At 63.6% G+C, this 25,032-nt stretch carries 10 protein-coding genes and 1 pseudogene; 8 read left to right on the top strand and 3 right to left on the bottom strand.

Features of this window, described 5'->3' with window-relative positions; translation table 11 throughout:
- Positions 1 to 127 precede the first annotated feature (127 nt).
- Positions 128 to 1,894 (bottom strand): DUF885 domain-containing protein, encoded by a 1,767-nt coding sequence (locus AB8717_RS20895; RefSeq protein WP_443750969.1) that lies wholly within the window; start codon positions 1,892 to 1,894, stop codon positions 128 to 130.
- 98 nt (positions 1,895 to 1,992) lie between these two features.
- On the opposite strand from AB8717_RS20895, the gene AB8717_RS20890 reads away from it, so the two are divergent.
- Together AB8717_RS20890 and AB8717_RS20885 are read left to right on the top strand one after the other, a co-directional pair.
- Positions 1,993 to 4,401: a beta-L-arabinofuranosidase domain-containing protein gene (locus AB8717_RS20890; RefSeq protein WP_443750968.1), complete on the top strand. Its 2,409-nt coding sequence runs from the start codon at positions 1,993 to 1,995 to the stop codon at positions 4,399 to 4,401.
- A gap of 194 nt (positions 4,402 to 4,595) precedes the next feature.
- Entirely contained in the window at positions 4,596 to 6,209 is a 1,614-nt protein-coding gene (locus tag AB8717_RS20885; protein WP_443751422.1) for a family 43 glycosylhydrolase, read from the top strand.
- Positions 6,210 to 6,281: 72 nt separating this feature from the next.
- Here AB8717_RS20885 and AB8717_RS20880 read toward each other — a convergent pair whose 3' ends face one another.
- Positions 6,282 to 9,158, bottom strand: a complete 2,877-nt coding sequence (locus AB8717_RS20880) for a TonB-dependent receptor domain-containing protein (RefSeq protein WP_443750967.1) — start codon at positions 9,156 to 9,158, stop codon at positions 6,282 to 6,284.
- Between the two features lie 231 nt (positions 9,159 to 9,389).
- Positions 9,390 to 10,913 (bottom strand): tetratricopeptide repeat-containing sulfotransferase family protein, encoded by a 1,524-nt coding sequence (locus AB8717_RS20875; protein WP_443750966.1) that lies wholly within the window; start codon positions 10,911 to 10,913, stop codon positions 9,390 to 9,392.
- A 588-nt stretch (positions 10,914 to 11,501) separates the two neighbouring features.
- On the opposite strand from AB8717_RS20875, the gene AB8717_RS20870 reads away from it, so the two are divergent.
- From AB8717_RS20870 to AB8717_RS20845, 6 genes and pseudogenes are all read left to right on the top strand, one after another.
- Positions 11,502 to 14,375, top strand: a complete 2,874-nt coding sequence (locus AB8717_RS20870; RefSeq protein WP_443750965.1) for a TonB-dependent receptor — start codon at positions 11,502 to 11,504, stop codon at positions 14,373 to 14,375.
- Between the two features lie 343 nt (positions 14,376 to 14,718).
- Positions 14,719 to 16,332, top strand: a complete 1,614-nt coding sequence (locus AB8717_RS20865) for an alpha-L-fucosidase (protein ID WP_443750964.1) — start codon at positions 14,719 to 14,721, stop codon at positions 16,330 to 16,332.
- 63 nt (positions 16,333 to 16,395) lie between these two features.
- Positions 16,396 to 19,034, top strand: a pseudogene (locus AB8717_RS20860) (beta-mannosidase).
- The gene (locus tag AB8717_RS20855; RefSeq protein WP_443750963.1) at positions 19,031 to 21,550 is read left to right on the top strand and encodes a glycoside hydrolase family 3 C-terminal domain-containing protein; all 2,520 of its coding nucleotides are present in this window, start codon (positions 19,031 to 19,033) and stop codon (positions 21,548 to 21,550) included. Before AB8717_RS20860 ends, AB8717_RS20855 begins: the two are co-directional and overlap by 4 nt.
- 8 nt (positions 21,551 to 21,558) lie before the next feature.
- Positions 21,559 to 23,394: a glycoside hydrolase family 35 protein gene (locus tag AB8717_RS20850; protein WP_443750962.1), complete on the top strand. Its 1,836-nt coding sequence runs from the start codon at positions 21,559 to 21,561 to the stop codon at positions 23,392 to 23,394.
- A 223-nt stretch (positions 23,395 to 23,617) separates the two neighbouring features.
- Complete coding sequence (locus tag AB8717_RS20845) at positions 23,618 to 25,030, top strand: glycoside hydrolase family 125 protein (RefSeq protein WP_443750961.1); 1,413 nt, start codon at positions 23,618 to 23,620, stop codon at positions 25,028 to 25,030.
- Positions 25,031 to 25,032 lie beyond the last annotated feature (2 nt).

Raw genomic sequence — 25,032 nt, 5'->3', positions numbered from 1 at the left:
TTGTCTTTGGGGGATGAGAAGAATAGGTTTGGCGTGCGGGTCCGCTTACGAAGAGCCCCGCCCACCGCCTGACGGCGGTCCCCCCTCCCCATAAATGGGGAGGGCGAAATCATTCTGGCTCGCTGCCTTACTCTCCATTCGCATACGGACTCTTCCCACCGTCGGCGATAAAGCGGTCGATGCGCGCATCCAGCACCGGCAGCGGCACCGATCCCAGTTCCAGCACCGCATCGTGGAAATTGCGGATATCGAACTTTTCGCCCAAGGCCTTCGCCGCACGATGGCGGTTCTTCCAGATATCCATCTCGCCGAGATAGTAGGACAGGGCCTGGCCCGGCCAGGCGATATAGCGGTCGACCTCGGTCGTGACCTCGTGCTCGGACAGGGCGGTATTGGCCAGCAGATAGTGTTGCGCCTGTTCGCGCGTCCAGCCCTGGCTGTGCAGTCCCGTATCGACGACCAGCCGGGCCGCCCGCCACATCTGGTAGCTCAGCATGCCGTAGCGTTCGTAAGGCGTCGTATAGATACCCATTTCGTCGCCCAGACGCTCGCAATAGAGCGCCCAGCCCTCACCATAGGCCGAGATAAAGGTGTCGCGGCGGAAGGGCGGCAGAGCCTTGTTTTCCGAGGCCAGCGGCATCTGGAAGGCGTGACCGGGCGCCGATTCGTGCATGGTCAGGGCCGGTAACGAATAGAGCGGCCGTGACGGCAGGTTATAGGTGTTGACCAGGTAGACGCCGGGGCCACCGCGTCCGCCGGTATAAAACGGGGCGATGTCGTCCGGCACCGGCACGATGGCGAAGCGCGACCGCGGCAGGCGGCCGAAATACTGCGCGGCCTTGCCGTCGAACATCTTGGCGATCCAGGCCGCGCGCTCGAGCAGGTCCTGGGGCTTCGTCACATAGAATTGCGGCGCGGTGCGGAGATAGGCGTTGAACGCGGCGATATCGCCCTTGAAGCCGACCTGGTCCATGACCGTCTTCATTTCGGTCTGGAGATGCGCGACTTCATCGAGACCCAATTGGTGGATCTGGTCGGGCGGCAGGTCGAGCGTCGTATATTCGCGGATCTGCGATTGATAAAAGGCCTTGCCGTCCGGCAAATCGACGGCCGCCAGCGACTTCACCGCGCCCGGCTGGTATTCGTTCCGGAAGAAGGTGAGCAGCGCCTTGTGCGCCGGAATGACCTTGTCGCGCACGGCCGCCAGCCCCTCGGCGCGCAACTGGGCGGCCTTGTCGGCGGGCATGCCGGCCGGCATCTTTTTAAACGGCGTGTAATAGAGATTGTCCTCGGGCGCGGCGGGACCGATCCCCGTCAGGATGCCGGCGTCGCGGCCGTCAAGCACGACCTGCGGCACGGTGAAGCCGCGCTTCAGACCGGCGCGCATATTGTCGGTGTTCTGCTGGAAATAACGCGGGACGTCGTTCAGCTGCGAGATGTAGTTGCGGTAGTCTTCCTCGGTGTGCAGGGTGCCGCGCGCCATATCGGCCAGGTCGCTCCAGAACGAGGTGTCGCCGGCCAGCGGCCGCTGATAGGTCTTGTAGACCTGGTCCGCGATCAGGGTTTCGATCTGGAAGCGGTAGACGGCGTAGTCCTCGGCGCGCTGCTTCGTCAGGGTCTTCGGGTCGATAGCCTTCAGCCCCTTTAGCACGGCCTGCCAGTACGCCAGCTTCTTCTGCTGCGCGGCCTCCGACACGTCGGGCAGGTGCGCGGCCGGCTGGCCCGCCGGCGTGTCCTCGTCGGCCGCCATCTGCTGCCCGCGCCAGGCATATTCCTTGGTGTAGAGGGCGACGAACTTCGCGTCAGGGCCGGTCTTCTTCACCGCGGCATGCGCCGTGGAGCCCGCGGCGACAAGAACCAGCGCAAGCGCCGTGGCGTGGAAAAGACCCTTCATCGTAACCCTCGGAAAATTGCTTCGGCAGCCGATCGTATATTGCAACAATATTGTATACCGTATAATTGTTATCGCGCAACCGCCGCAGAGGACGTCCCATGCCTGTTTCCACGTTTTCCCCCAGCCGCCGCCAGCTTCTGGCCGGGACCGCCGCCTCTGCCGTCCTGATGAGCGCCGGACGCGCCTTTGCTGCGCCGTCCGTATCGGCCGTAACGCCGCTGCCGCTCGACAAGGTACGGCTGCTCGACGGGCCTTACAAGACCGCGGTCGACGCCAATCACGCCTATTTGCTGCGCCTGTCGCCCGACCGCTTCCTGCACAATTATCACAAGTTCGCCGGCCTGCCGGTGCGCGGCGCCGTCTATGGCGGCTGGGAGTCGGACACGATCGCCGGAGAGGGGCTGGGTCATTATCTGAGTGCGCTTTCCCTGACGTACCAGCAGACGGGCGATACCGAATGCGTGCGCCGCATCGACTATATCACCGCCGAGATGGCGCGCGTCCAGGCCGCTCAGGGTGACGGCTATTGCGCGGGCTTTTTGCGCAAAAGAAAAGACGGCACGATTGTCGACGGCAAGGAAATCTTCGCCGAGATCAAGGCCGGAGACATCCGCTCCTACGGCTTCGATCTCAACGGCGCCTGGTCGCCGCTTTATAACGTCCACAAGGTCTTCGCGGGGCTGCTCGACGCCCACCAGATGGCGGGCAGTGCGCGCGCGCTCGAGGTCGCCAAGGCGTTTGGCGGCTATATGGACGGCGTCTTCGCCGCGCTTTCGGACGAACAGGTCCAGCAGGTGCTGAACTGCGAATATGGCGGCATCAACGAAAGCTTCGCCGAGCTCTACGCCCGCACCGGCGACACGCGCTGGCTGAAACTGTCGGAACGGATTTACGACAAGAAGGTGCTGGACGCCGTCGTCGCCGGTCGCGACGAGCTGTCGAACATCCATTCCAACACCCAGATCCCCAAGATTATCGGTCTGGCGCGGATTTCCGAGCTCGACGACAAGCCGGAGTTCGCCAAGGGCGCCGGCTTCTTCTGGGAGCGCGTGACGGGCCACCACAGCTTCGTCATCGGCGGCAATGGCGACCGCGAATATTTCTTCGAGCCCGACACCATCTCGCAGCACATCACGGAACAGACCTGCGAGCACTGCGCCAGCTACAATATGCTCAAGCTAACGAAGCACTTGTACAGCTGGCAGCCCGAGGCGCGCTACTTCGACTATTATGAGCGCACGCACCTTAACCACGTTCTGGCGGCGCAGAACCCCAAGACCAGCATGTTCACCTATATGACACCGCTGATGTCGGGGTCGGCGCGCGGCTTCTCGTCGCCCGAGGACGACTTCTGGTGCTGCGTGCTGTCGGGCATGGAAAGCCACGCCAAGCACGGCGAGTCGATCTACTGGCAGGGCAGGGACGGCAAGGGCGACGTGCTCTACGTCAACCTCTATATTCCGTCGACGGGAACCTGGGACAAGCGCAAGGCGACGTTCGAGCTGACGACGCGCTATCCGTACGAAGGCAAGATCGCGCTCAAGCTCAAGCAATATGCCGGCGGTTCCGTTCCTTTCACCGTGGCCTTGCGCATTCCGGGCTGGGCGAGGTCGGCCACTGTCGCCGTCAACGGCCAGACGGTGCCGTCGCGGGCAGAGGACGGCTATGTCCGTATCCGCCGCGCCTGGCGCGCCGGCGACGTCGTGACGCTGGACCTGCCGCTGGAGCTGCGTTTCGAGTCGCCCGTGGATAACCCGAAACTGGTCACCCTGCTGCGCGGCCCCATGGTCATGGCGGCCGATCTCGGCACGGTCGAGACCGAATTCACCGGCGACGCCCCGGCCCTGGTCGGCGCCGATTTGCTGGGTGGCTTCAAGCCGGTCAAGGTTGAGGACGCGACCTACCGCACGGCAGGCATCGGCCGCCCGGGCGACATGGATTTCACGCCCTTCTATTCGCAATATGAGCGCCGCAGCGCCGTCTATTTCCAGCGCTATACCGACGACGAATGGGCGACTGCCCAGGTCGCTTACCGCGCCGAGCAGGCCCGCCAGCGCGACGAGGCGGCGCGTTCGGTCGATGTCATGCACCTGGGTGAGATGCAGGCCGAGCACGACCACAATCTGCAATCGGACATTTCATGGCCGGTCGTCTACCGCGCACGCAATGGCCGCGACGCCAGGAACGGCGGTTATTTCTCGTTCGACTTCAAGGTGACACGCGACGGCAAGGACGCCGGCCCGCTGATCCTGCAGGCGACCTACTGGGGATCCGAGAACAACCGCGTGTTCGACATCCAGATCGACGGCACGGTCATCGCCACCGAGCGCCTGAGCGGCCGCCAGCCGGGCGCCTGGATCGATGTAGACTATCCCGTGCCGGAGGCTTTGACCAAGGGCAAGCAGAAGGTGACCGTGCGCTTCCAGCCCAAGGAGGGCAAGTCGGCCGGGCCCGTGTTCGGGGTCAAGCTGTTCACCGCCGGTGCTGCGCCGGTGAAGGCGTCGTGATGGCAAAGATTGTGAGAGACGACTTCGCCCTCCCTGCTTGCGGGGAGGGGGGACCGCGCGAAGCGTGGTGGGCGGGGCTCTTTCCCAAGCCAGTCGCGGACTCGGCATGTCGAGTGTTGAATGGTACTGGGATTGGCGATTTGAATCCACGCCGTTCGTGGTCGTTGAAAGACCGCAAGAGCCCCGCCCACCGCCTGACGGCGGTCCCCCCTCCCCGTAAACGGGGAGGGCGAAGCGATCCTTTTTCCTCAACGCTTCTAGCGGCAGTTTCGGCTCTCGTTTTTGCTACTCCCGCCCTTGCTGAGCCGCCAGGCATCCCCGTCCATGCTGCGCACAATCCCATCCTGTCGGACGGCCAGTACTATTCCACCGACCCCGCGCCGATCGTCGTTGGCGACACCCTCTATATCCTGACCGGTCGCGATGAAGCGGCGCCGGACGTCAACGACTTCATCATGAACGAGTGGCAGGTGCTGGCGACGAAAAACGTCGAGTCCGGCGATTGGATCCACTATCGCCATTTCCTGCGCCCGGAACAGGTCTTCAAGTGGGCCGAGCCCGGCCGCGCCTATGCCGGCCAGATTATCCAGGGCCCCGACAAGCGCTTCTACCTCTATGCGCCCGTGCTGGAAGCCAATTCCGAAAACGAAGACGGCTTCGCTATTGGCGTCGCGGTCTCCGACAGCCCGCTTGGCCCATGGACCGACGCCCATCCGTCCGGTCCGATCGTGTCTCAGTCGGTGCCCGAAGCCAACAAAATCCAGAATATAGACCCGACGCCGTTCGTCGATGACGACGGCCGCGTCTATCTCTACTGGGGGACGTTCGGCCAACTTCGCGCCATGGAGCTGAACGCCGACATGGTTTCGCCCAAGGAGGCGGAAACGAAGATCACCGGCCTGACCGGTTTCTTCGAGGCTGCCTGGCTGTTCAAGCGCAAGGGCACCTATTACCTGGCCTATGCCGCCAATAACGCCGGACCAGACTCGGCCTGCACCCAGGCCGTCTATCACGCCTGCATCGCCTACGGCACCGCGCCGTCGCCGCTTGGGCCGTGGACCTATCGCGGCGTTATCCTGCCGCCGGTGTCGTCAACCACTTCACACCCCGGCATCGTCGAATTCAAGGGCAGATGGTACATCACCTACCACACGGCCGATGCCAAGGGCGGCGGGCACTTCCGCCGCAGCGTCGCCATCGATGAAGTCCATTGGGACGACACGAAGACGCCGGCCGCCATGCTGCGGGTCGTGCCGACGCCTGTTGCGCCCTCCGTCACCGGTCCCCAGCGCAATATCGCGCCTGCCGCGCGCCGCATGGCGTCGAACTGGCCGGTGCCCGTGCAGTACGGCATCGCCGCGCTCAACGACGGTATTGTGCGCGACAATCCGCTGCCGCCCGACATGTGGGGCAGCTGGTCGCCGAACAATCCCGCGCAGCAATGGGTGCAATATCAGTGGCCGAAGCCGGTGACGCTGAATGGCGCGCGCATTCGTTTCTGGACCGACCACCCGGCGGGATCGGGCGAGGGCGTAGCCGTGCCGAAGGCCTGGCATCTCGAAGCTTGGACCGGCAAGACCTGGCAACCTATCGAGGCCAGCTACGGCACATCGCCGGACGCCTTCAACGCGGTCACCTTCAAGCCCGTGACAACGCGCTGCCTGCGCGCCGTCTTCGACGCCTCGACAGACGGGAAGACCTTCGCTGCCGTCGCTGTGCGGGAATGGGAGACGCTGGCGCCGAAGCCTGTCAAGGTCACCATCGCCCAGGGCCATGTTCCCGCGTCGCCGGGCTGCGTCGCCAACTGATTTTTGGAAAATCGGAACAAAAGAAAAGGCCCCCGACACTGTCAGGGGCCTCTCTCATTTCACACTGCCGCCTTAGTATTTGGCGGTCAAACCGACAAAGAGCATCCGGCCCAGCGGATCATAGACGCCGGGATAGGTGTTGCCGTTGCCGAAGGAACTCAGCAGGCCGGCCGAGATCGCCGGCGGCGCCTTGTCGAACAGGTTGTTGATCCCGCCGCGCAGGGCGATGCCGTGGCCGACATCCCAGGTGCCGTAGAGATCGATATAGTTGTACGCCGGGATCTTGGCGTTCAACGTCGAGGTGACGCCGGACAGGAAGCTGTTCGACGTATTGCTCGACAGAGCCACGGAGCCATAATAGCGCCAGTTGAGCGATATGGTGGCCGGCAGGGTGTTGAGCGCCCAGGTCACGCGGGCATTGTGGCGCCATACCGGCGAGGGCTGGCCGCAGACCGGACCGAACAGGCCCTTGCAGTCATAGGACCCCATGCCCGGCAGGGGCTGGGTCACTTTACGCGACAGATAGGTGCCGACGAAGCCGATATCGAAATGGCCGAAGGTCGCCCAGTCAAGGTTGTAGTTGGCGTTGATGTCGTAGCCCGACGTCTTGAGGTAGCCGGTATTGACGTTGGTCGAAATGATGTAGCCGGCCGGCCCGAACAGGATGCCGCTCGACGGATCGCGGTGGAACTGCTGGCAGAAGAAGGCGACGCCGTTCTGCAGGCACTGGTTGATGATCAGGTTGGGGTCGACCGTCGATATGTAGCCATCAACGCGGATGTCGTAATAGTCGACCGACATCGTAAAGCGGCGCATGGCCTGCGGCGTAAGCACGAAGCCGAGCGTCGTCGTCTTGGCGCGTTCGGGATCGAGCGCCGGATTGCCGCCGCTTTGCTGCACGCAGACATCGGCCGGGCAGGGCGCGATATGGCCGTATTGCGAAGCTGTCACGCCCGACAGCTGGCATTTGGCCAGGCTGGCGGTCGGCACGGCGCCGCCGCACGGATCGACGCCGGACACATTGCCAAGGCCCTGCTGGGCGAACAGCTCGGCTATATTGGCGGCGCGGATGGCGTCGTTATACGAGGCGCGGAAACGGATGTCGGTATTGGGCGCGTACTGTACCTCGATCTTGGAGGTCGAGATGTTCTTGTTCGGCGCCGTATAGAGCTGCGAATGCGCCTGGTAGCGCGACACGCGATAGCCGGCATCGAGCGTCAGTTCGTGGATCAGCGGCTTGTCCTGGACCAGGGGCACGTTGACTTCGGTGTAAAGCTCGTCGCTCTTGATCTCGCCGTCGGCATTGTTGGTGCCCGAAGCCTGCGCCTGGGCGTCGGCCTTGAACAGCAGGGTCTCGTCGCGTTCTTCGGCACCGACCGCCAGGGCCACGCCGTCGTTCGCCCACGGCACGTGGATGCCATAGACGCCGAGGTCGGCGTTCAGGCTGGCGCTGGCGACGCTGAGACGCTGGTCGCCGTGCGTGAAGGTCTGGGTGTAGATGTAGTTGTAGCCGGCGGCCGACGGGCCGTTCGAACTGAAGATGTCGATCGGCACGCAGGCCGGGTCCGAACCGTCGACGACCGACTTGCAGGTCGGCGTGCCGTTCACCAGAACGACCTGCATCGCCTTGCCGGCCTTCGCCTGGTCGACATCGTTCTGATAGTTGGAATCGAACAGCATCTGCGACTGCATGAAGCCGACATCGTAGCTGAGGCCGTCGTTGATCTGGCCCTTGACGCCGATATTGTAACGGAAGTCGCTGTGGCGCAGGTCGTTGCGGCGCGGCGTGCCCTTGGCCATGCGGTAGCCGACCAGGGTGTGGGCGTCGGCCGTCGAGGTCGTCGATCCGCACAGGGTCATCTTTTGCTGGTCGCTCATCAGCGGGTTGTCGCAGTTGATGGCGAAGTTGGTGCCCAGCCAGATGGCCGACGGCGCTTCCTGCGAGAAGGTGTGGTCGTCCATGTACATGAAGCTGCCGTACAGCTTCGCCTTGTCGTTCAGCACATAGTTCAGGAAGGCGCCCGAGGTCAGGCGGTTGTCCGAACGCTGGATGTAGTTGGTCGGCGCATAGTTGTAGAGGAAGCTCGAATCGTTGGCAACGAAGGTCTTCGATCCGTCCTTGGCATTGGCCAGGTCCGCCCCGGCGTTCGGCCCGGTAAGCGGATCGAAGTGGCCGTACGCATGGTTGCCGGAACCGCCGCAGGCGAAGGTCGAGCCGGCCGCGTCGGGGAAGTAGAGGCTGCAGGCGCTGTAGTCGCGGCTGTCCTGCATGACGGCGGCGGCGCGGCGATAGCCGATATAGGCTTCGATATTGCCGCGCTTGTCGGCGAAGTCGCTGCCGAAGGTGATGTTGTAATAGTACTTCTCGCCGTCGGTGACGTTGGACGGGGGCAGGCTGTATCCGGCGCCCTTGATGACGCTGCGCACATAGCCGGCGTCGTTGGAATGCTGGTTGACGCTGTACTGCGCGTCCATGACCAGCCCTTTCAGGTTCTTCTTCATGATGAAGTTGACCACGCCCGATACGGCATCCGAGCCGTAGACGGCCGAGGCCCCGCCGCTGACCACGTCGACGCGGTCGACAAGGGCGGACGGGATGAAGTTCACGTCGACCGCCAGCGTCGGCAGCATGCGCTGGCCGTCGATCAGCACCAGGTTGCGGTTGGATCCCAGGCCGCGCAGGTTGACGTTCGACGTGCCATCAGATCCGCCCGACACGTTGTCGTTGGAATCGGGTGTGAATTGCGGCAGCCGGTTGATCACGCTTTCGACCGCCGTCGTGCCCTGGGCCTGGATCTCTTTCGAATCGACCGTGGTGATCGGGCTTGAGCTTTTCAGGTTGGGGCGCTTGATGTGGGTGCCGGTCACGATGACGTCGGCTGTATCGGCCTGGGTTTGTGCGACCGCTGCGGACGCCAGTCCGGTCGTCAGTCCGGTTGTCAGGGCCACAACGGCGGCGCCTGTGAAAAAAAGCCTACGGGAGACGTGGCTTAGCATGGTTGCAGTCCTCCACCGAACCTGGCTGCCTCTCGGCGGGCAGCCTTCCAGCGTCCGGTTGACGGACAGGGACCACGTTTATTGTCCGACTACAATATATATTATACGATTTAAAAGATATCGTATACAATCGTGTCGTTTGTGTCACATTCGCAGAACGACGTTTTCCGGTATCCCTTTGACTTAATCGGCCCTGAAGCCCATGGCGCGCAAACGTTCGCGCAAGGGCGAAAGCTGGGCTTCGTATCGCTTCCAGGCGCCGACGCCTTCGGCATTGATGGGCTTACGTACCTGGACGGCGCTGGCGGTCGAGACGGCGCCCCTGGCTTCGTGGGGCCGGAGGCAGGCATCTTCAAAGGGCAGGCCGCAGGCGGCGACCAGCCGGCGGATTTCCGTGTCCGGATCGGCGATCAAGGCTTCGAGCGAGACCTCGATGAGGCCGTCGCCAAGCACCGATTTCCAGTGGCCCATCAGGTCGCGGAAATGGCGGTAGTGCTCCGCCAGGTCGTCCTGGTCGTAGGACCAGCCGTAGGCGCTGGTGAACAGAAGCTTGTACGACCCGAACAGGGCGTCCATCGGATGGCGGTCCAGCCCGATGATGATGGCGTCCGGGAAGGCCAGCCGGATCAGGCCGGCATATTCGTGGTTGGACGGCAGCTTATCGATGACATAGGGCCGGCCGTCGAGCAGGAAGGCCGTCTCGTGCGCATAGGCGTCGGCTATGTCCAGCGGATCGAGCCCGGCCGCGGCCGCCACGACTTCGGGCGCCAGCCGCCGTCCGGTCGTCACCCGGGTCATGCGGTGCGTCACTACGCCGAAGGTCTTGAGCTCACCCAGGGCCTGGACCTGGCTGTGCGCCGCCAGGATGCGTTCGATCAGCGTGGTACCCGAGCGCGGCAGGCCGACGATGAAGATGCGCCGGGGGCCTTGGCGGGGACGGCCGTCTGGCCGGCCGAATCGCGCCGCCGGGAAATGGGTTTTCCAGGCGGCGACGGTCTCGGCTTCTTCGGCCGCCGACCAGGGCTCGATCTTGCGGGCGAGGTTCGACCCGACCTGCAGGCAGTCCCAGGCGTCTTCCGTGCGGCCCAGGTCGTCATATTCCTTGAACAGGGTATAGGCGACCCGGCAGGCCTCCAGGCTGGTTCGGCATTCCATCGTTTCGAGAACCGGAATGTGGTTGTCGTCGTCGCGCCACCGCCGCAGATAGGCCAGGTTGAAATAGGCGGAAACCGGAGGCGTCGGCGACAGGGTGATGGCCTGTTTGAAAGCCCGTTCCGCCATTTTTATGTCGCCCGTGGCGCGGCAGACGCTGCCGAGGCTGTACCAGGCCTCGGCGTGGTCCGGGTTTCGCTCGGTCGCCTCAAGCATCAGCGGCAGGGCTTCGGCGGGCAGTCCGGCATGGGTCAGCGTATAGCTGACGCGAACCAGGCTGGCCGTATCGGCCTGTCCACCGGCGATGACTTCGCGCGCGCTTGAAACGGCTTCGGCGACGCGTCCGTCGCTCATCAGCGGCTTGCCGCGCAACGACTGCATCTGGGCGCGCAGACGCGACCCTTCGGGCGCATGACGGGCGGCCTCGGCGAAGGCTTCCTCGGCGGCCTGGAAGGCGTCGACACCAGCGGCGGCCGTTCCCAGCACCCACCAGGCCTCGACCGAGTCCGGAGCGGCGGCGGCCGCGGATTCGGCGGCGGAAAGGGCATAGGGCATGTCGCCGCGACGGATTGCTTCGTGAGCGGCTTTGAGAAAAGGCGAGGTCATCGTTGAACGGACGCTGGGAAAGACCGGCAGACATAGTACCAATTGCCGCTCAAGGAAAGCCTTTCGGCGTGATTTCAAAATGGGTCATGACCATTTCGGGTCGGGTTTTTCATATTTTGGGACCCGTGCGGCGGCAGCGGCGAAGAAATGCATATGCCGCCCGTGCTCTCGCGTTCGTGTGTTGCAAAAGCAACATCAGGCAGCGAAATGCGTTGGCAGGCTGTGGCGAAAAAACGTCCGGCGCCGGCCGGATTTTTAGAGCCGGGTTGCGCAAAGGCTTGAAAGGTAAACGGGTGCGTTAGGTGCGGTTTTGAAAAATGGATATGACGAATGTTTGAAATTGGCCGCTATCTGCGCCAAAATATGACAGTACGACAAAACTAACGGTTTGACGGTTCCTTCGTTTTATATGTAAGAAATATTTCACCAGCGGCCAGCCCAAGCGCCGAATTGGTACTAAAAAGGTAATGCATCACGCAAAAATCGTTCCCGGGCGCCGGGATTCGGATGTGAAATGAAAAAGGCGGAGAAGAGGGTATGAAGTTAAGATCGTATGCGTTGATAACGACGGCCTTGACTGGGGTCATGATTTCAGCCGGGGCCTACGCACAGGACACGGCGGCTCCGGCCGCGAAAAAGGACAGCGCTTCGGATGAAGTCGTTGTCGTCGGCGTTCGCAAAAGCCTGCAGAAGTCGCTCAGCGTCAAGCGTAACGCTTCGGCGCACATCGACGTCATCACGGCGGAAGACGTCAGCAAGTTCCCGGACGTGAACGTCGCCGAGTCGCTGTCGCGGCTCCCCGGCATCACCATCGACCGCACCGGCGGCGGCGAAGGCAACCGCGTCGCCATCAACGGTATCGACTCGCGCCTGGTCGTCGTTCAGCTGAACGGCAATCCGCTGGCGACCGCGACCGGCGGGGCCAACAACCACGACACGGGCCGCAGTTTCGACTTCACCAACCTGGCGCCCGAACTGATCGGCAATGTCGAGGTCTACAAGACCCCGGAAGCGCGCCTCGACGAAGGCGCCGTCGGCGGCACCATCATCCTGAACACGCTGAAGCCGCTGTCGCTGCCGAAGAATACCTTCACGGTCAATTACAGCTACAATATCAACGAGCGGAACAAGGAAAAGGATCCGCGCTATTCCGTCGTGTACAGCACGAAGGACGATAGCGGCCGCTTCGGCTTCATGATCAACTACTCTTACAACAAGTCGGTACTGGGCAGCGGCTCGATCGTGGCTTCGTACCAGCCGGTGTGCAGCGCCGCCCACTGGGGCGGGGTCGACGTCAACGCCAAGACCTGCAACACTGCTGGCACCGCCTTCACCAATCCGTCGGCGCTGCCGACGGTGTCCAGCGGTCCGGCCCTGACCACGAGCATGCTGGTCCCGCAGTATATCGCGCTGTCGGCCACCACGCAGCAGCACGAGCGCAAGTCGACCTTCGCGGCCTTCCAGATCCGTCCCAGCGACGATATGGACATCAACATCTACGGCATTGATGTCCGCGACGACGATTCGAGCTATAACCAGTGGTTCCAGACCGATCTCAGCGTCGACTGGAACGAGACCAACCCGTACTATACACGGTATCAGACAGACGTTTACGACGGCGCCGGCAACAAGATTCACAGCGTCGGCGACCCTATCCGCAACGCGCAGAACGGCAACCTCTATCCCACGAAGCTGTCGAGCGTGACGACCAACGCCTCCGGCGTCACCGGCGGCACCGGCACTTTCGCCGTTCGCCAGGACGAATACTACAAGCGCACCATCATCCACACCCAGGGCCTGTACCTGGACGGCAAGTGGACGCCGGGCGCATGGACGATCAGCGCATCGATCGGCGACACCAAGGCCACCGGCGGTTCCGATCCCGAATATTTCCTGAGCTTTTACGGCACCGACAGCGGCACGTTCGCGCTGACGCCGGACGGCGCGTCACTGAACCTGACCAAGTCGGCGACCGACCCGACGCTGTTCGCCACGCGCAAGAAGGGTGATCAGGCGGGTTTCGTGAAGACGGCCGTGTCGCTCGACCAGTTCGACTACGCCAAGTTCGACATAAGGCGCGAAGTCGAATGGGGCCCGTTCACCGAAATCCTGTTCGGCGCCAAGTACCAGAAGCATCGCGACATCAACACGCCGCACTTCTACAACACGACGTTCAACGTCACCGGCACTATGGGTGACTTCCCGACCTACCTCAGCGATCCTGCACTGGTCGATGGTCTTGGCTCTTCCGGTGACCTGAAAACCTTCGTCGCCCTGACCCAGGACGCGATGGCGCAATATTCCATCGCCAATAAGAGCTCGGGCAACGCCACGGCCGATTACCGCGACGCCGGCAACCTTTGGGACACGACGGAAAAGGTCGACGACGCCTATATCCAGGCCAATTTCCGTTCAGGCAAGTGGCACGGCGACGTCGGCGTCCGCTACGCCAAAACCGAGAATGCGCAGACCTATAGGTCGACCATGGACTACTATCCGTGGGACGAAGAAATGATCTCGATCGACAAGAGCTATGACGACATCCTGCCGTCGTTCAACGCGGTCTACGATCTCAGCGACGACATGCTGCTCCGCTTCTCGGCGGCCAAGGTCATGTCGCGCCCGACCTTCGCCGACATGTCCGGCCAGATCGAGTACAGCCTTGACCGCTACAGCACGGCGGCCGGCCACTTCGGCGGCCACGGCGGCAATCCCGACCTGAAGCCGTACCGCGCGTATAACTATAGCGCTTCGTACGAGTGGTACTTCGCGCCGAACAGCTTGCTCAACGTCGACCTGGTCTACAAGGACGTCCAGTCCTACATCGTCCAGAAGTATACCTTCCAGGACGTGACCCTGCCGCAAAGCGCGTTGAACTACTGCCTCGGCACGGTCGGCCGCGTCTGCAACCGTGTGGAAAACATGCTGGTCAACGCGCCGTACAACGGCAGCAACGCCAAGATTTCCGGTATCTCGGTCGGTTATCAGGGCAATCTGCCGTGGGGCTTCGGCATCCAGACCAACGCGACCTTCCTCAATCAGGAGTACTCGTCCTACCAGGACCAGTACAATACGACGGCGGGCAAGCTGGCCATGCCGTACCTGTCGAAGTGGAGTTACACCATTTCGCCGTACTACGAGAAGGGCGCCTGGCAGGCCCGCCTGTCCTACACCTACCGCACCAAGTACAACGTCACGCTCGGCGACGACCTGACGCCGCCATCCTATGTCGACGGCTGGGGCCAGCTGGATGCGTCGGCATCGTACAAGGTCAACAGCCACATCTCGTTGAACGTGTCCGGCCAGAACCTGCTCGACAATCTCCAGCACCCCTATACTAACGGCGGCCTGCCGCTGGGCTGGAGCAAGTACGGTACCCGCGTCACCTTCGGCATCACCTTCAAAAACTAATACAAACCTGATCGGCCCCCGTCCCGCAAGGAACGGGGGCCGTCTCCCTGGCGCGGAGACCTGCTGTGCCAGCTACCCGACCGGTAACGGCCTCCCGCTGTTTCCGCCTGTTTTATTTCCCTGGGACAGGCGTGAGAAACCTTTGGGATCGGATGCTTGTGTGTGTGCATCCTGCGGCCGGTCCTTTCGGGCTTCCAAGGTGCGGGCAAGCCGGCAATTTCGCCGGCCATCCGTCACCGCAACTCAAGAAGCGGCGGTCCTTAGCTCCTGAGAGGACTGCCGTTTTTTGGTCCTGTAGCGCCCGGGCGTATAGTATCCGAAATGTGGAAAAGGGAGAGCGTGGATGTCCAATACGCAGTGGAATCGCCGTCAGTGGCTTGCCGGCGCGGCATCGATCGGCCTCGCTGTTGGATCGCCCGGGGTGGCGTCAGCAGCGACGACTGAAAAAACACCGGACGACCTCGACCGCGAATGGCTGAATGCCACGAAAGCCTATGTCCCCGAACGCTCGCGCCGCTTGGCCCAGGCGCAGGCCGGGGCGGGCGCCGGACCTTTCCGTCCCGACTGGGAGTCGTTGCAAGGCTACAGCGTGCCCGAATGGTACGCCGACGCGCGCTTCGGCATCTTCGTCCACTGGGGCATCTTTTCGATCCCGGCCTTCGGCAGCGAATGGTATTCGCGCAACATGTACGTCCAGGGCAGCGCGGAATACGAACACCATATCAAGACTTACGGGCCGCAGACGCGCTTCGGCTACAAGGATTTCATCCCGAGCTTCAAGGCCGAGGCCTTCGACGCCGACGCCTGGACGTCGCTGTTCCGCGACGCCGGCGCGCGCTACGTCGTGCCGGTGGCCGAACACCACGACGGCTTCTCGCTCTACGACAGCCACCTGTCCGACTATACCGCGGTCAAGATGGGGCCGAAGCGCGACCTCATCGGCGAGATCGCTAGGTCGGCGCGAAAGAACGGCCTGCACTTCGCCCTGTCTTCGCACCGCGCCGAGCACGACTGGTTCTTCGACGGCGGCCGCCGCTTCCCGTCGGACGTGTCAGACCCGGCCAATGCCGGACTGTACGGCCCGGCCCAGAAGCGCCTGACCAGCGGCCCGGACGAGGCCCTGTTCGGCGACTATACGCACGTTTCGCAGGCCTGGCTTGACGACTGGCTGGCGCGCCAGATCGAGCTGGTCGACCGCTATTCGCCGGACCTCGTCTATTTCGACTGGTGGATCGGCCAGCCGTCGTTCCGCAATACCCTGCCGACCTTCCTGGCCTGGTATTACAACCGCGCCGCCAAGGCCGGCGGATCGGCCATCGTCAATTACAAGCTCGGCGAATTCGCCGACGGTTCCGCCGTGCTCGACATCGAACGCGGCCAGGCGCCCGGCATCCGCAAGGACGTCTGGCAGACCTGCACGTCGATCAGCGACAAGTCGTGGGGCTATATCGAAAACGACACCTATAAATCGCCGGAACAGCTGATTCACCTGCTGGCCGACGTCGTGTCGAAGAACGGCAACCTGCTGCTCAATGTCGGCCCGCGCGCCGACGGCCATATCCCCGACGCCGCCCGCGACACCTTCCTGAAGATGGGCGCGTGGCTGAAGGTCAATGGCGAAGCCATCTACGGTTCGCGGCCGTGGGTCGTCTTCGGCGAGGGCCCGACCGAGACGGCGTCCGGCACCTTCGCCGAAAGCAAGGCCAAGCCCTATACGGCGCAGGACTTCCGTTTCACGGTCAACAAGGGCGCGCTCTACGCCATCCAGATGGCGTGGCCCGACAGCGGATCGGCGACGATCGCCTCGATCCGCCCGGACTATCCCGTGCGCGCCGTCAAGCTTCTCGGATCGGGCGCCGACGTGCCCTTCCGCCAGACCGGCGACGGCCTGGTCCTGACCCCGCCCGCGGACTCGCCCCGTCAGCTGGCCTACGTCTACCGCATAGAGAGCCATTAAGGCCGGCCGGCTCGCGCCGGTCCGCACCATCGATACTGTCAGCCCAGCAAACAGGAGTGCCTGATGAGGATCATTTTCAAGGGAGCCATCGTCGCGACACTCATGTATGCAGTTACCTCTCTCCAAGCCGCCATCGCCTTTGCCGCCGCGCCTGAAATCCGTGTCATCGACGGGGGCTGGCATGTGCGCCTTTCACCCGGCGATGCGGCGGTCAAATCCCATCCCGAAGCCGCCGGCTGCTGAAAGCCAGCGTGCCCGGCACCGCCCAGACCGACCTGATGAGCGCCGGCAAGCTGCCCGATCCCTATATCGGCGACAACGAAGCCAGGGTGCAGTGGGTCGGCCTGTCCGACTGGCAGTACCAGACCGAGATCGAGGTTTCCGAAGCGACGCTGCATCGCGACCACGTCGACCTCGTCTTCGACGGGCTCGACACCTTTGCCGAGGTCCGGGTCAACGGCAAACCCGTGCTTAGCGCCGACAACATGTTCCGCGTCTGGCGCGTGCCGGTAAAGGACGCGCTGCACGCCGGCAAGAACCTCGTAGAGGTCGACCTGGCGTCGCCGATCAAGCGCATGGCGCCCAAGGTCGCCGCCATGCCCTATGTCATGCCGGGCGCTTACGATTCCGCCTTCGGCGACGAACCGCTCGGCCGCAACAGCTCGACCTATGTCCGCAAGGCCGGATACCAGTACGGCTGGGACTGGGGTCCGCGCGTCGTGACGCTCGGCATCTGGAAGCCAGTCAAACTTGAGGCTTATGACAGCGTCCGTCTCGACGACTTCCACGTGGCGCAGGTCCATCTCGACGACACCGTCGCGGCGCTCGACGCCGGTTTCGACATCGTGTCGGACCGCGTCCAGCCGGCAAGCGTGACGGTCGATATCACCGCGCCCGACGGCAGCCATACCCGCGTGACGCGGGAAGTCAGCCTGTTCGCTGGCAAGGTCCCCGTGCGCGTGCCGGTGCAGATCGCCAATCCGAAACGCTGGTGGCCCGTGGGCTACGGCAAGCCCGACCTCTATACGGTGACGGCGACGGTCAAACAGGGCGACGAGGTGATCGGGACGGAGACGCGCCGCATCGGCCTGCGCACTGTGGAAATTCGCCGCGAAGCCGATCAGTGGGGACGCAGCTTCGAACTGGTCGTCAACGGCGTGCCGGTCTTCGCCAAGGGGGCCAATATGATCCCCTTCGACATGTTCCCGACGCGCGTGACCGAGGCCCAACAGGACCATGTGCTGCAATCGGCCGTCGACGCCAATATGAACATCCTGCGCATCTGGGGCGGCGGCACCTATCAGGACGACCACGTCTATGACAAGGCCGACGAACTGGGGCTGATGATCTGGCAGGACTTCATGTTCGGCGGCGCCATCATCCCGTACGACCGCGACTTCCGCGAAAGCACGCGCGTCGAGGCGGCCGAACAGGTCAAGCGCCTGCGCAACCATCCGTCGGTCGTCATCTGGGTCGGCAATAACGAGGTCCAGACCGACTGGGAAAACTGGGGCGGCGCCACGCGCGACGTCAAGGCGCAGCTGTCGCCGGAAGAACGCGACCGCGTCATCACCGGCATGGTGCGCATGTTCGACCAGGTTTTACGCTCTGCCGTCGAACAGAATTCGCCGGGCACGCCGTACTGGGCCAGCACGCCGTCGACCGATTACGACGGCCCGGCCGACCAGGACAATGACGGCGACCGCCACTACTGGAGCGTCTGGGGCGGCAAGCCGGTCGAGGAATATCTGAACGTCACGCCGCGCTTCATGAGCGAATACGGCTTGCAATCCTTCCCAGTGATGGAGACGATCAAGGCCTTCGCCGGACCTTCCGACATGCAGCCGGAAACCCCGGTCATGCGCGCCCACCAGAAGTACGACAAGGGTAACGGCAACAAGCGTCTGATGCTGTACATCAACAACAATTACGGCCAGCCGAAGGACTTCGACAGCTTCGTCTACCTGTCGCAGGTCATGCAGGCCGAGGGCATAGAGCTGGCGGCGACCCACCTGCGCGCGGCCATGCCGCAAAGCATGGGGTCGATGTACTGGCAGATCAACGACGTCTGGCCGGGCGCCTCGTGGTCCAGCATGGACTATTTCGGCCGCTGGAAGGCGCTGCAATTCCACGCCAAACGCTTTTACGCCCCGGTCATCGTCACGGCCCTGCGCAAGGACGGCGTCACGACGGTCAACCTGGTGTCGGACGAGGGCGCGGCTCGGACCTTCGATTACCGTCTCAGGGTCATGGACCGCGACGGCAAGGTACTGTCCGACGCCACGCGTTCGGTCGCGGTGGCGGCGCGCACCAGCTTGAAGCTCGATGCCCTGGCCGACGCCGATCTGCTGAAGGGCGCGTCGCCCGACAGGACCTATGTCGTCGTCGACCTGCTCGATCACGGCAAGAACGTGTCGCGTGCCATCGCCTATTTCGTGCCGTCGAAGGGGCTCAAGCTCAGCGATCCGAAGATCAAGGCCGACCTGAAAGCCGTGCCCGGTGGCTACGCCGTGACGCTGAGTTCAGGCACACTGGCGCGGCAGGTGTGGGTCGATTTCGGCGCGCTCGATATCCGCCCGTCGGACAACGCCTTCGACCTCCTGCCGGGTGAGCCGGTGACCCTGACCTTCACGTCGGCGGCTGACATCGCCACTGTGAAAAAGGGCTTGAGCGTTCGCTCGCTCTACGGGGCGGCGCAATGACGCCCTTGGTCTTGATGCTGGCGGCCCTGGCCGCGCCGCCAATGACGGTGGACGAGAAGATCGCCCAGCTGCAAGCCGCGGCGCCCGCCATCCCGCGCCTTCATGTGCGCGGTTACAACTGGTGGAACGAGGGCCTGCATGGCCTGGCCCGCAACGGTGAGGCCACGGTCTTCCCGCAGGCCATCGGGTTGGCGGCGACCTGGGATCCGGAGTTGCTGAACAGCGTAGGTGAGGTCGTGTCGACCGAGGCGCGCGCCGGCTTCAATACGATCGGCCGCGACGCCGACCACGGCCGCTACCAGGGCCTGACCATCTGGTCCCCCAATATCAACATCTTCCGCGACCCGCGCTGGGGGCGGGGGCAGGAGACCTATGGCGAGGACCCGTATTTGACGGGTACGTTGGGTGCCGCCTTCGTCGAGGGGCTTCAGGGGCCCGATCCGAAGCACCCGCGCACCATCGCTTCGGTCAAGCACTTCGTCGTCCATTCGGGGCCCGAGGCCGGGCGTCACGGCTTCGACGTCGATGTTTCGCCCTACGACCTTGAGGCGACCTTCACGCCCGCCTTCCGCCAGGTGATCACCGAGGGCAAGGCGCAATCGGTCATGTGCGCCTATAACGCGCTGCACGGCACGCCGGTGTGCGCCGATGGCGACCTTTTGAACGGGCGCCTGCGCCGCGACTGGGGCTTTACCGGCTATGTCGTCACCGATTGCGACGCGGTCGAGGACATGTACGCCTTCCACTTCTACCGGCCGACGCCGGAGGAAAATGCCGCCGCCGCCTTGAAGGCGGGGACCGACCTCAACTGCGGTACCTACTACCGAAATCTCAAGCTCGCGCTGGACAAGAAGCTGGTGACGGTCGCCGATATCGATCGCGCGACGAACCGCCTGTTTGCGGCGCGCAAGCGTCTCGGCCTCGACGGTGCGGGCAGTCCTTACGATGGCATCACGGCGGCGCAAATTCATACGCCCGCGTCCCAAACCCTCGCGCTGAAAGCAGCGCGCGAGTCGATCGTGCTGTTGAAAAACACTGGCGTCCTGCCATTGAAATCGTCCGCCCGCATCGCTGTTATCGGCCCCAATGCCGATACGTTGGAGGTGCTTGAAGCCAACTACCACGGCACGGCGATCGCGCCGGTGACGCCGCTTACCGGCCTGCGCAAGGCGTTCGCGAATGTGACCTATGCCCAGGGCTCGAACATCGCCGATGGCGTCGCCATCCCAATCCCGGAAACGGCGCTGACAACGCAGGCCGGGGAGGCGGGCCTCAAGGGCGAATATTTCGCGACCGGCGATTTTTCCGGCCCGCCCGCCGTGGTCCGCACCGACCGCAGTGTCAATCTCGACCTCTATGGCGCGGCGCCGGTCAAGGGCTTTGAAAAAGGGCCCTATAGCGTGCGCTGGACGGGCTTTGTCACGCCGCACGCGCCCGGCGATTACCAGCTCAAAATCTATACCGAGCGCTGCTGGGAATGCGACAACCGCCACGACGCGGTGACGCTCTATATCGACGGCAAAGCGGTCCTGGCCGATACGGGTGACGGCAAAAATCTGGACGCCGGCGTCCATTTCGACGACGCCAAACCCCACGCCATCCGCCTCGACTTCGCGCATACGGGCGGCGACTGGGGCATCCGTCTGCAATGGCAGGCCCCGGCCGACGCGCAACGCGCCGAAGCGGCTGCCGCAGCCAAGGACGCCGACGCCATCGTCGCCTTTGTCGGCCTGTCGCCCGATGTCGAGGGCGAGGAACTGTCGATCCTGGTCCCCGGTTTCGATCGCGGCGACCGCACCGATCTTGGCCTGCCCGCGCGCCAGCAAGCCCTGCTCGAAGCGCTGAAGGCAACTGGCAAGCCGCTGATCGTCGTCAACCTGTCGGGCGGCGCGGTGGCGCTCAACTGGGCAAAAGGCCACGCCGATGCTGTCCTCCAGGCCTGGTACCCGGGCGAGGCGGGCGGCACAGCGATCGCCGATATCCTGACCGGCGGCTATAATCCATCGGGCCGCCTGCCGGTCACCGTTTATGCCTCGGTCCAGGACCTGCCACCCTTCGTCGACTACCGCATGACGGGCCGGACCTATCGCTATTTTACCGGTAAGCCGTTGTTCGGCTTCGGCTACGGCCTGTCCTATACGCGCTTCGCCTATAGCGGCCTCAAGGCTCCCGCCACGGTCAAAACTGGTGAGACCATCACCGTCCGCGCCACCGTGACCAATAGCGGCGCGGTGGCGGGCGAAGAGGTCGCCGAGCTGTACCTGACGCCGCCAGCAGACGGGCAGGGGCTCTTGCGGTCGCTGGCCGGCACGCAGCGTGTCCATCTGCAACCCGGAGAAAGCTGCGAGGTCGTCTTTACGCTCGACCCGCGCGCCCTCAGCATCGTCAAACGCGACGGTTCCCGCATCCAGACCGACGGCGCCTTCGGGGTCTTTGTCGGTGGCGCGCAACCCGGCGACGGGCCGGGTGTTGCCGGCAGTATAAATCTCAGCGGCCACGCCGTGCTTCCGAAATAGGTCTATCCATGACGTCCCGCAGAGCTTTTATCGCAGGTCTGGGCGCCAGCGCCCTTATCCCCACGGCATCGGCCCTGGCCGCCTCGCCGCGCTTCACGGTGCAGGGCGACCAGTTCATGCTCGACGGCCAGCCGCTCCAGATCCTGGCTGGTGAACTGCACTATGCGCGCATCGCGCGCGCGGACTGGCGCGACCGCCTGAAGAAGCTGAAGAGCCTGGGGCTGAACACGCTGTCGGCCTACATGTTCTGGAACGCGCACGAGGTCACGCCGGGTAAATACGATTTTTCCGGAAATCTCGATATTGTCGCGTGGCTGACCATGGCGCAGGAGGAGGGGTTGCACGTCCTGCTGCGCGCCGGACCCTATGTCTGTGCCGAATGGGACGGCGGCGGCTATCCGGCGTGGCTGTTCCCCGACGAAACGGTAAAGGCGCGCACGCTCGACCCGGCCTATATGGAGCCGGCGGGACGCTGGTTGAAACGGCTGGGCCAGGAGATCGCGCACCTCGAAATCGATCGCGGCGGGCCGATTCTGATGACCCAGGTCGAGAACGAATACGGCTCGTTCGGCAACGACCACGCCTATATGGCGGCCGTGCGCGACCAGGTCCGTGCCGCCGGTTTCAAGGGCCAGCTCTATACGGTCGACGGCGCGGTGGTGATCGACGGCGGCGCGCTGCCGGACCTGGTCAACGGCATCAATTTCGGCACCTACGACAAGGCGGAAAACGAGTTCAAGCGCTTCGCCCAGTACAAGCCGCAGGGGCCGCGCATCTGCACCGAGCTGTGGGGCGGCTGGTTCGACCATTTCGGCGAGATGCATTCCTCGGTCGCCATCCCGCCGCTGGTCGACAGCCTGAAATGGATGCTCGACAACAAGATTTCGATCAGCTTCTACGTGGCGCACGGCGGCACCTCGTTCGGCTTCAACGCCGGCGCCAATTTCGACCGCAACAAACAGCTCTATCAGCCCGATATTTCGAGCTACGATTACGACGCCATGTTCGACGAGGCCGGGCGGCCGACGCCCAAGTTCGACGCGGCATTTGCCCTGTTCAAGAACTACTTGCCAGCCGAACGTTTCGCGCCCCTGCCTGCGCCGCAAAAGGCGATCGAGATTCCGCGCTTCCGCCTAATGGAAACCGCAGCCGTCACGCCGCTCTTTGGCAAGGCTGTCGAGGCCGCCGCCCCGAAGACGCTGGAAAAGCTCGGCCAGGCGCACGGCCTGATGCTCTATCGCCATCGCTTCACGAAGGCCGCCAAGGGGATCTTGCGCTTCGGCGAGGTGCGCGACTACGCCGTCGTCTCGGTCGGCGGCAAGCGCATCGGCGTCCTCGACCGGCGGCTTAAGGAAAACGAAATCGCGATCGCAGCGAAGGCCGGCGACTGGCTCGAAGTCCTGGTCGATACCATGGGCCACATCAATTACGGCGAGCGCATCGGCAAGGACCAGAAGGGGCTGATCGGCGACGTCACCCTGAACGGAAAGCCGCTGACGGGGTGGGCGCACCAAGGCCTGCCACTCGATAGCCTGGTGGGCCTGTCGTTCGGACATGCCATGCCCACGGGTCCGGCCTTTTACCGCGCGACCTTCGATCTCAAGGAGACGGGCTATACCTTCCTCGACATGCGCGGCTGGGGCAAGGGCTATGCCTGGGTCAATGGCGTGAACCTCGGCCGCCACTGGTCGGTCGGGCCGCAACGCGCCCTGTTCGTGCCGGAAAGTTTCTTGAAAATAGGAACAAATGAAGTCGCCGTCTTCGATCTGCATCCGACGGCCGACGCCAGCATCGCCGGCGGCAAGGTGCAGATCTGGGACCTGCCGGGACTGGTCAAGGGGTAGGGTGGCAGATGGTTTTTCCGTGTCTACCATTTCCCCCTTTCCGTCTGGATCGGCTTGACGCCGACCCAGCCACCTTCCCCGTAAACGGGGCAGGTGGGAGGTTTAATGGCCTAATTCCTTCCCTGCAGAGCGGGGAAGGTGGCACGAGCGTAGCGAGTGACGGAAGGGGCAATGCGGTGTTTCCATGCGGTACGCAGCATCAACTTGAAATGAGGTGCGCCCAATGAACCGTCGTGAACTGATGACCGGTTTGGTGGCTATCGGGTCCCTGAGTGCGAGCGCCGTCCGTGCCCAAACCCCGACGATCGGCAGGCCGGCGCCGGCAGCCCGCCGCTATGTCAGTCCCGCCGTCGAGGCCGTTATCGCCAAGATGCGCAGGGCCATCGGCGATCCGAAACTCTCTGCCTTGTTCGAGGCCTGTTATCCCAACACGCTCGACACCACGATCGAGATGGGCGAGGTCGACGGCAGGCCCGACGCCTTCGTCATCACCGGCGACATCGAGGCCCTGTGGTTGCGCGATTCCTCGGCCCAGGTCTGGCCGTATCTGCCGCTGGTCAAAAACGACAAGGCGCTCCAAATCCTGTTCCAAGGCCTGATCCAGCGCCAGGCGCGCTGCATCTTGATCGACCCCTACGCCAACGCCTTCCTGAAAGACCCAGCGGCGATGACCACGCTCAAATGGTCGATCGGCGATCTGACGACCATGAAGCCAGGCGTCGCCGAGCGCAAATGGGAGATCGACAGCCTGTGCTATCCCATCCGGCTGGCGCATGGGTATCTCACCGCGACGGGCGACAAAACGCCCTTCGACGACACCTGGCGCCAGGCCATGCAGGTGGTGCTCAGGACCTTCCGCGAACAGCAGCGCAAAACCGATACCGGCCCTTACGTTTTCCAGCGCAAGGCCGAGGCGCCGACCGAGACCCTGGCGCTCAAGGGTTACGGCAATCCGACGAAGAAGATCGGCCTGATCCATTCGGGCTTCCGGCCGTCGGACGACGCCTGCACCTATCCGTTTCTCATCCCGTCGAACCATTTCGCTGTCGTCAGCTTGCGCCAACTCGCGGCGATGTCGGAGGCTACGGGGCTCGGCGCGGCTTTCGCGCAGGACTGCCTGGCCTTGGCCGCCGAGGTCGATACAGCCCTGAAAGCGCACGGCCTGATCCCCGACGGCAAGGGTGGCAAGATGTGGGCCTATGAGGTCGACGGCTTCGGCAATGCGCTCTTCATGGACGACGCCAATGTGCCGAGCCTGCTGGCCTTGCCCTACCTCGGGGCGGTGAAAGGCGACGATCCCGTCTACCGCGCCACGCGCGCGGCGGTGTGGTCCGACCGCAATCCTTACTTCTTCAAGGGCGCGGCCGGCGAAGGCATAGGGGGGCCGCATGAAGGTCTGAGATTGATCTGGCCGATGTCGCTGATGATGCGCATCCTGACGTCGCACGACGACGCCGAAATCCACGCGTCGCTACAAATCCTGAAGACGACCGACGCGGGCACGGGCTTCATGCACGAGGCCTTCGACCAGGACAATCCGGCGGTCTTCACGCGCGCCTGGTTCGCCTGGGCCAACAGTCTGTTCGGCGAGACCATTCTGGACTTATATAGCCGCAAACCGTCACTTCTTGCCTGAGG

It is taken from the genome of Asticcacaulis solisilvae (assembly GCF_052327315.1).
GTDB lineage: Bacteria > Pseudomonadota > Alphaproteobacteria > Caulobacterales > Caulobacteraceae > Asticcacaulis > Asticcacaulis solisilvae_B.
Note: the sequence above shows the minus strand (reverse complement) of the source record. Positions and strands in the feature narration are given on the sequence as shown.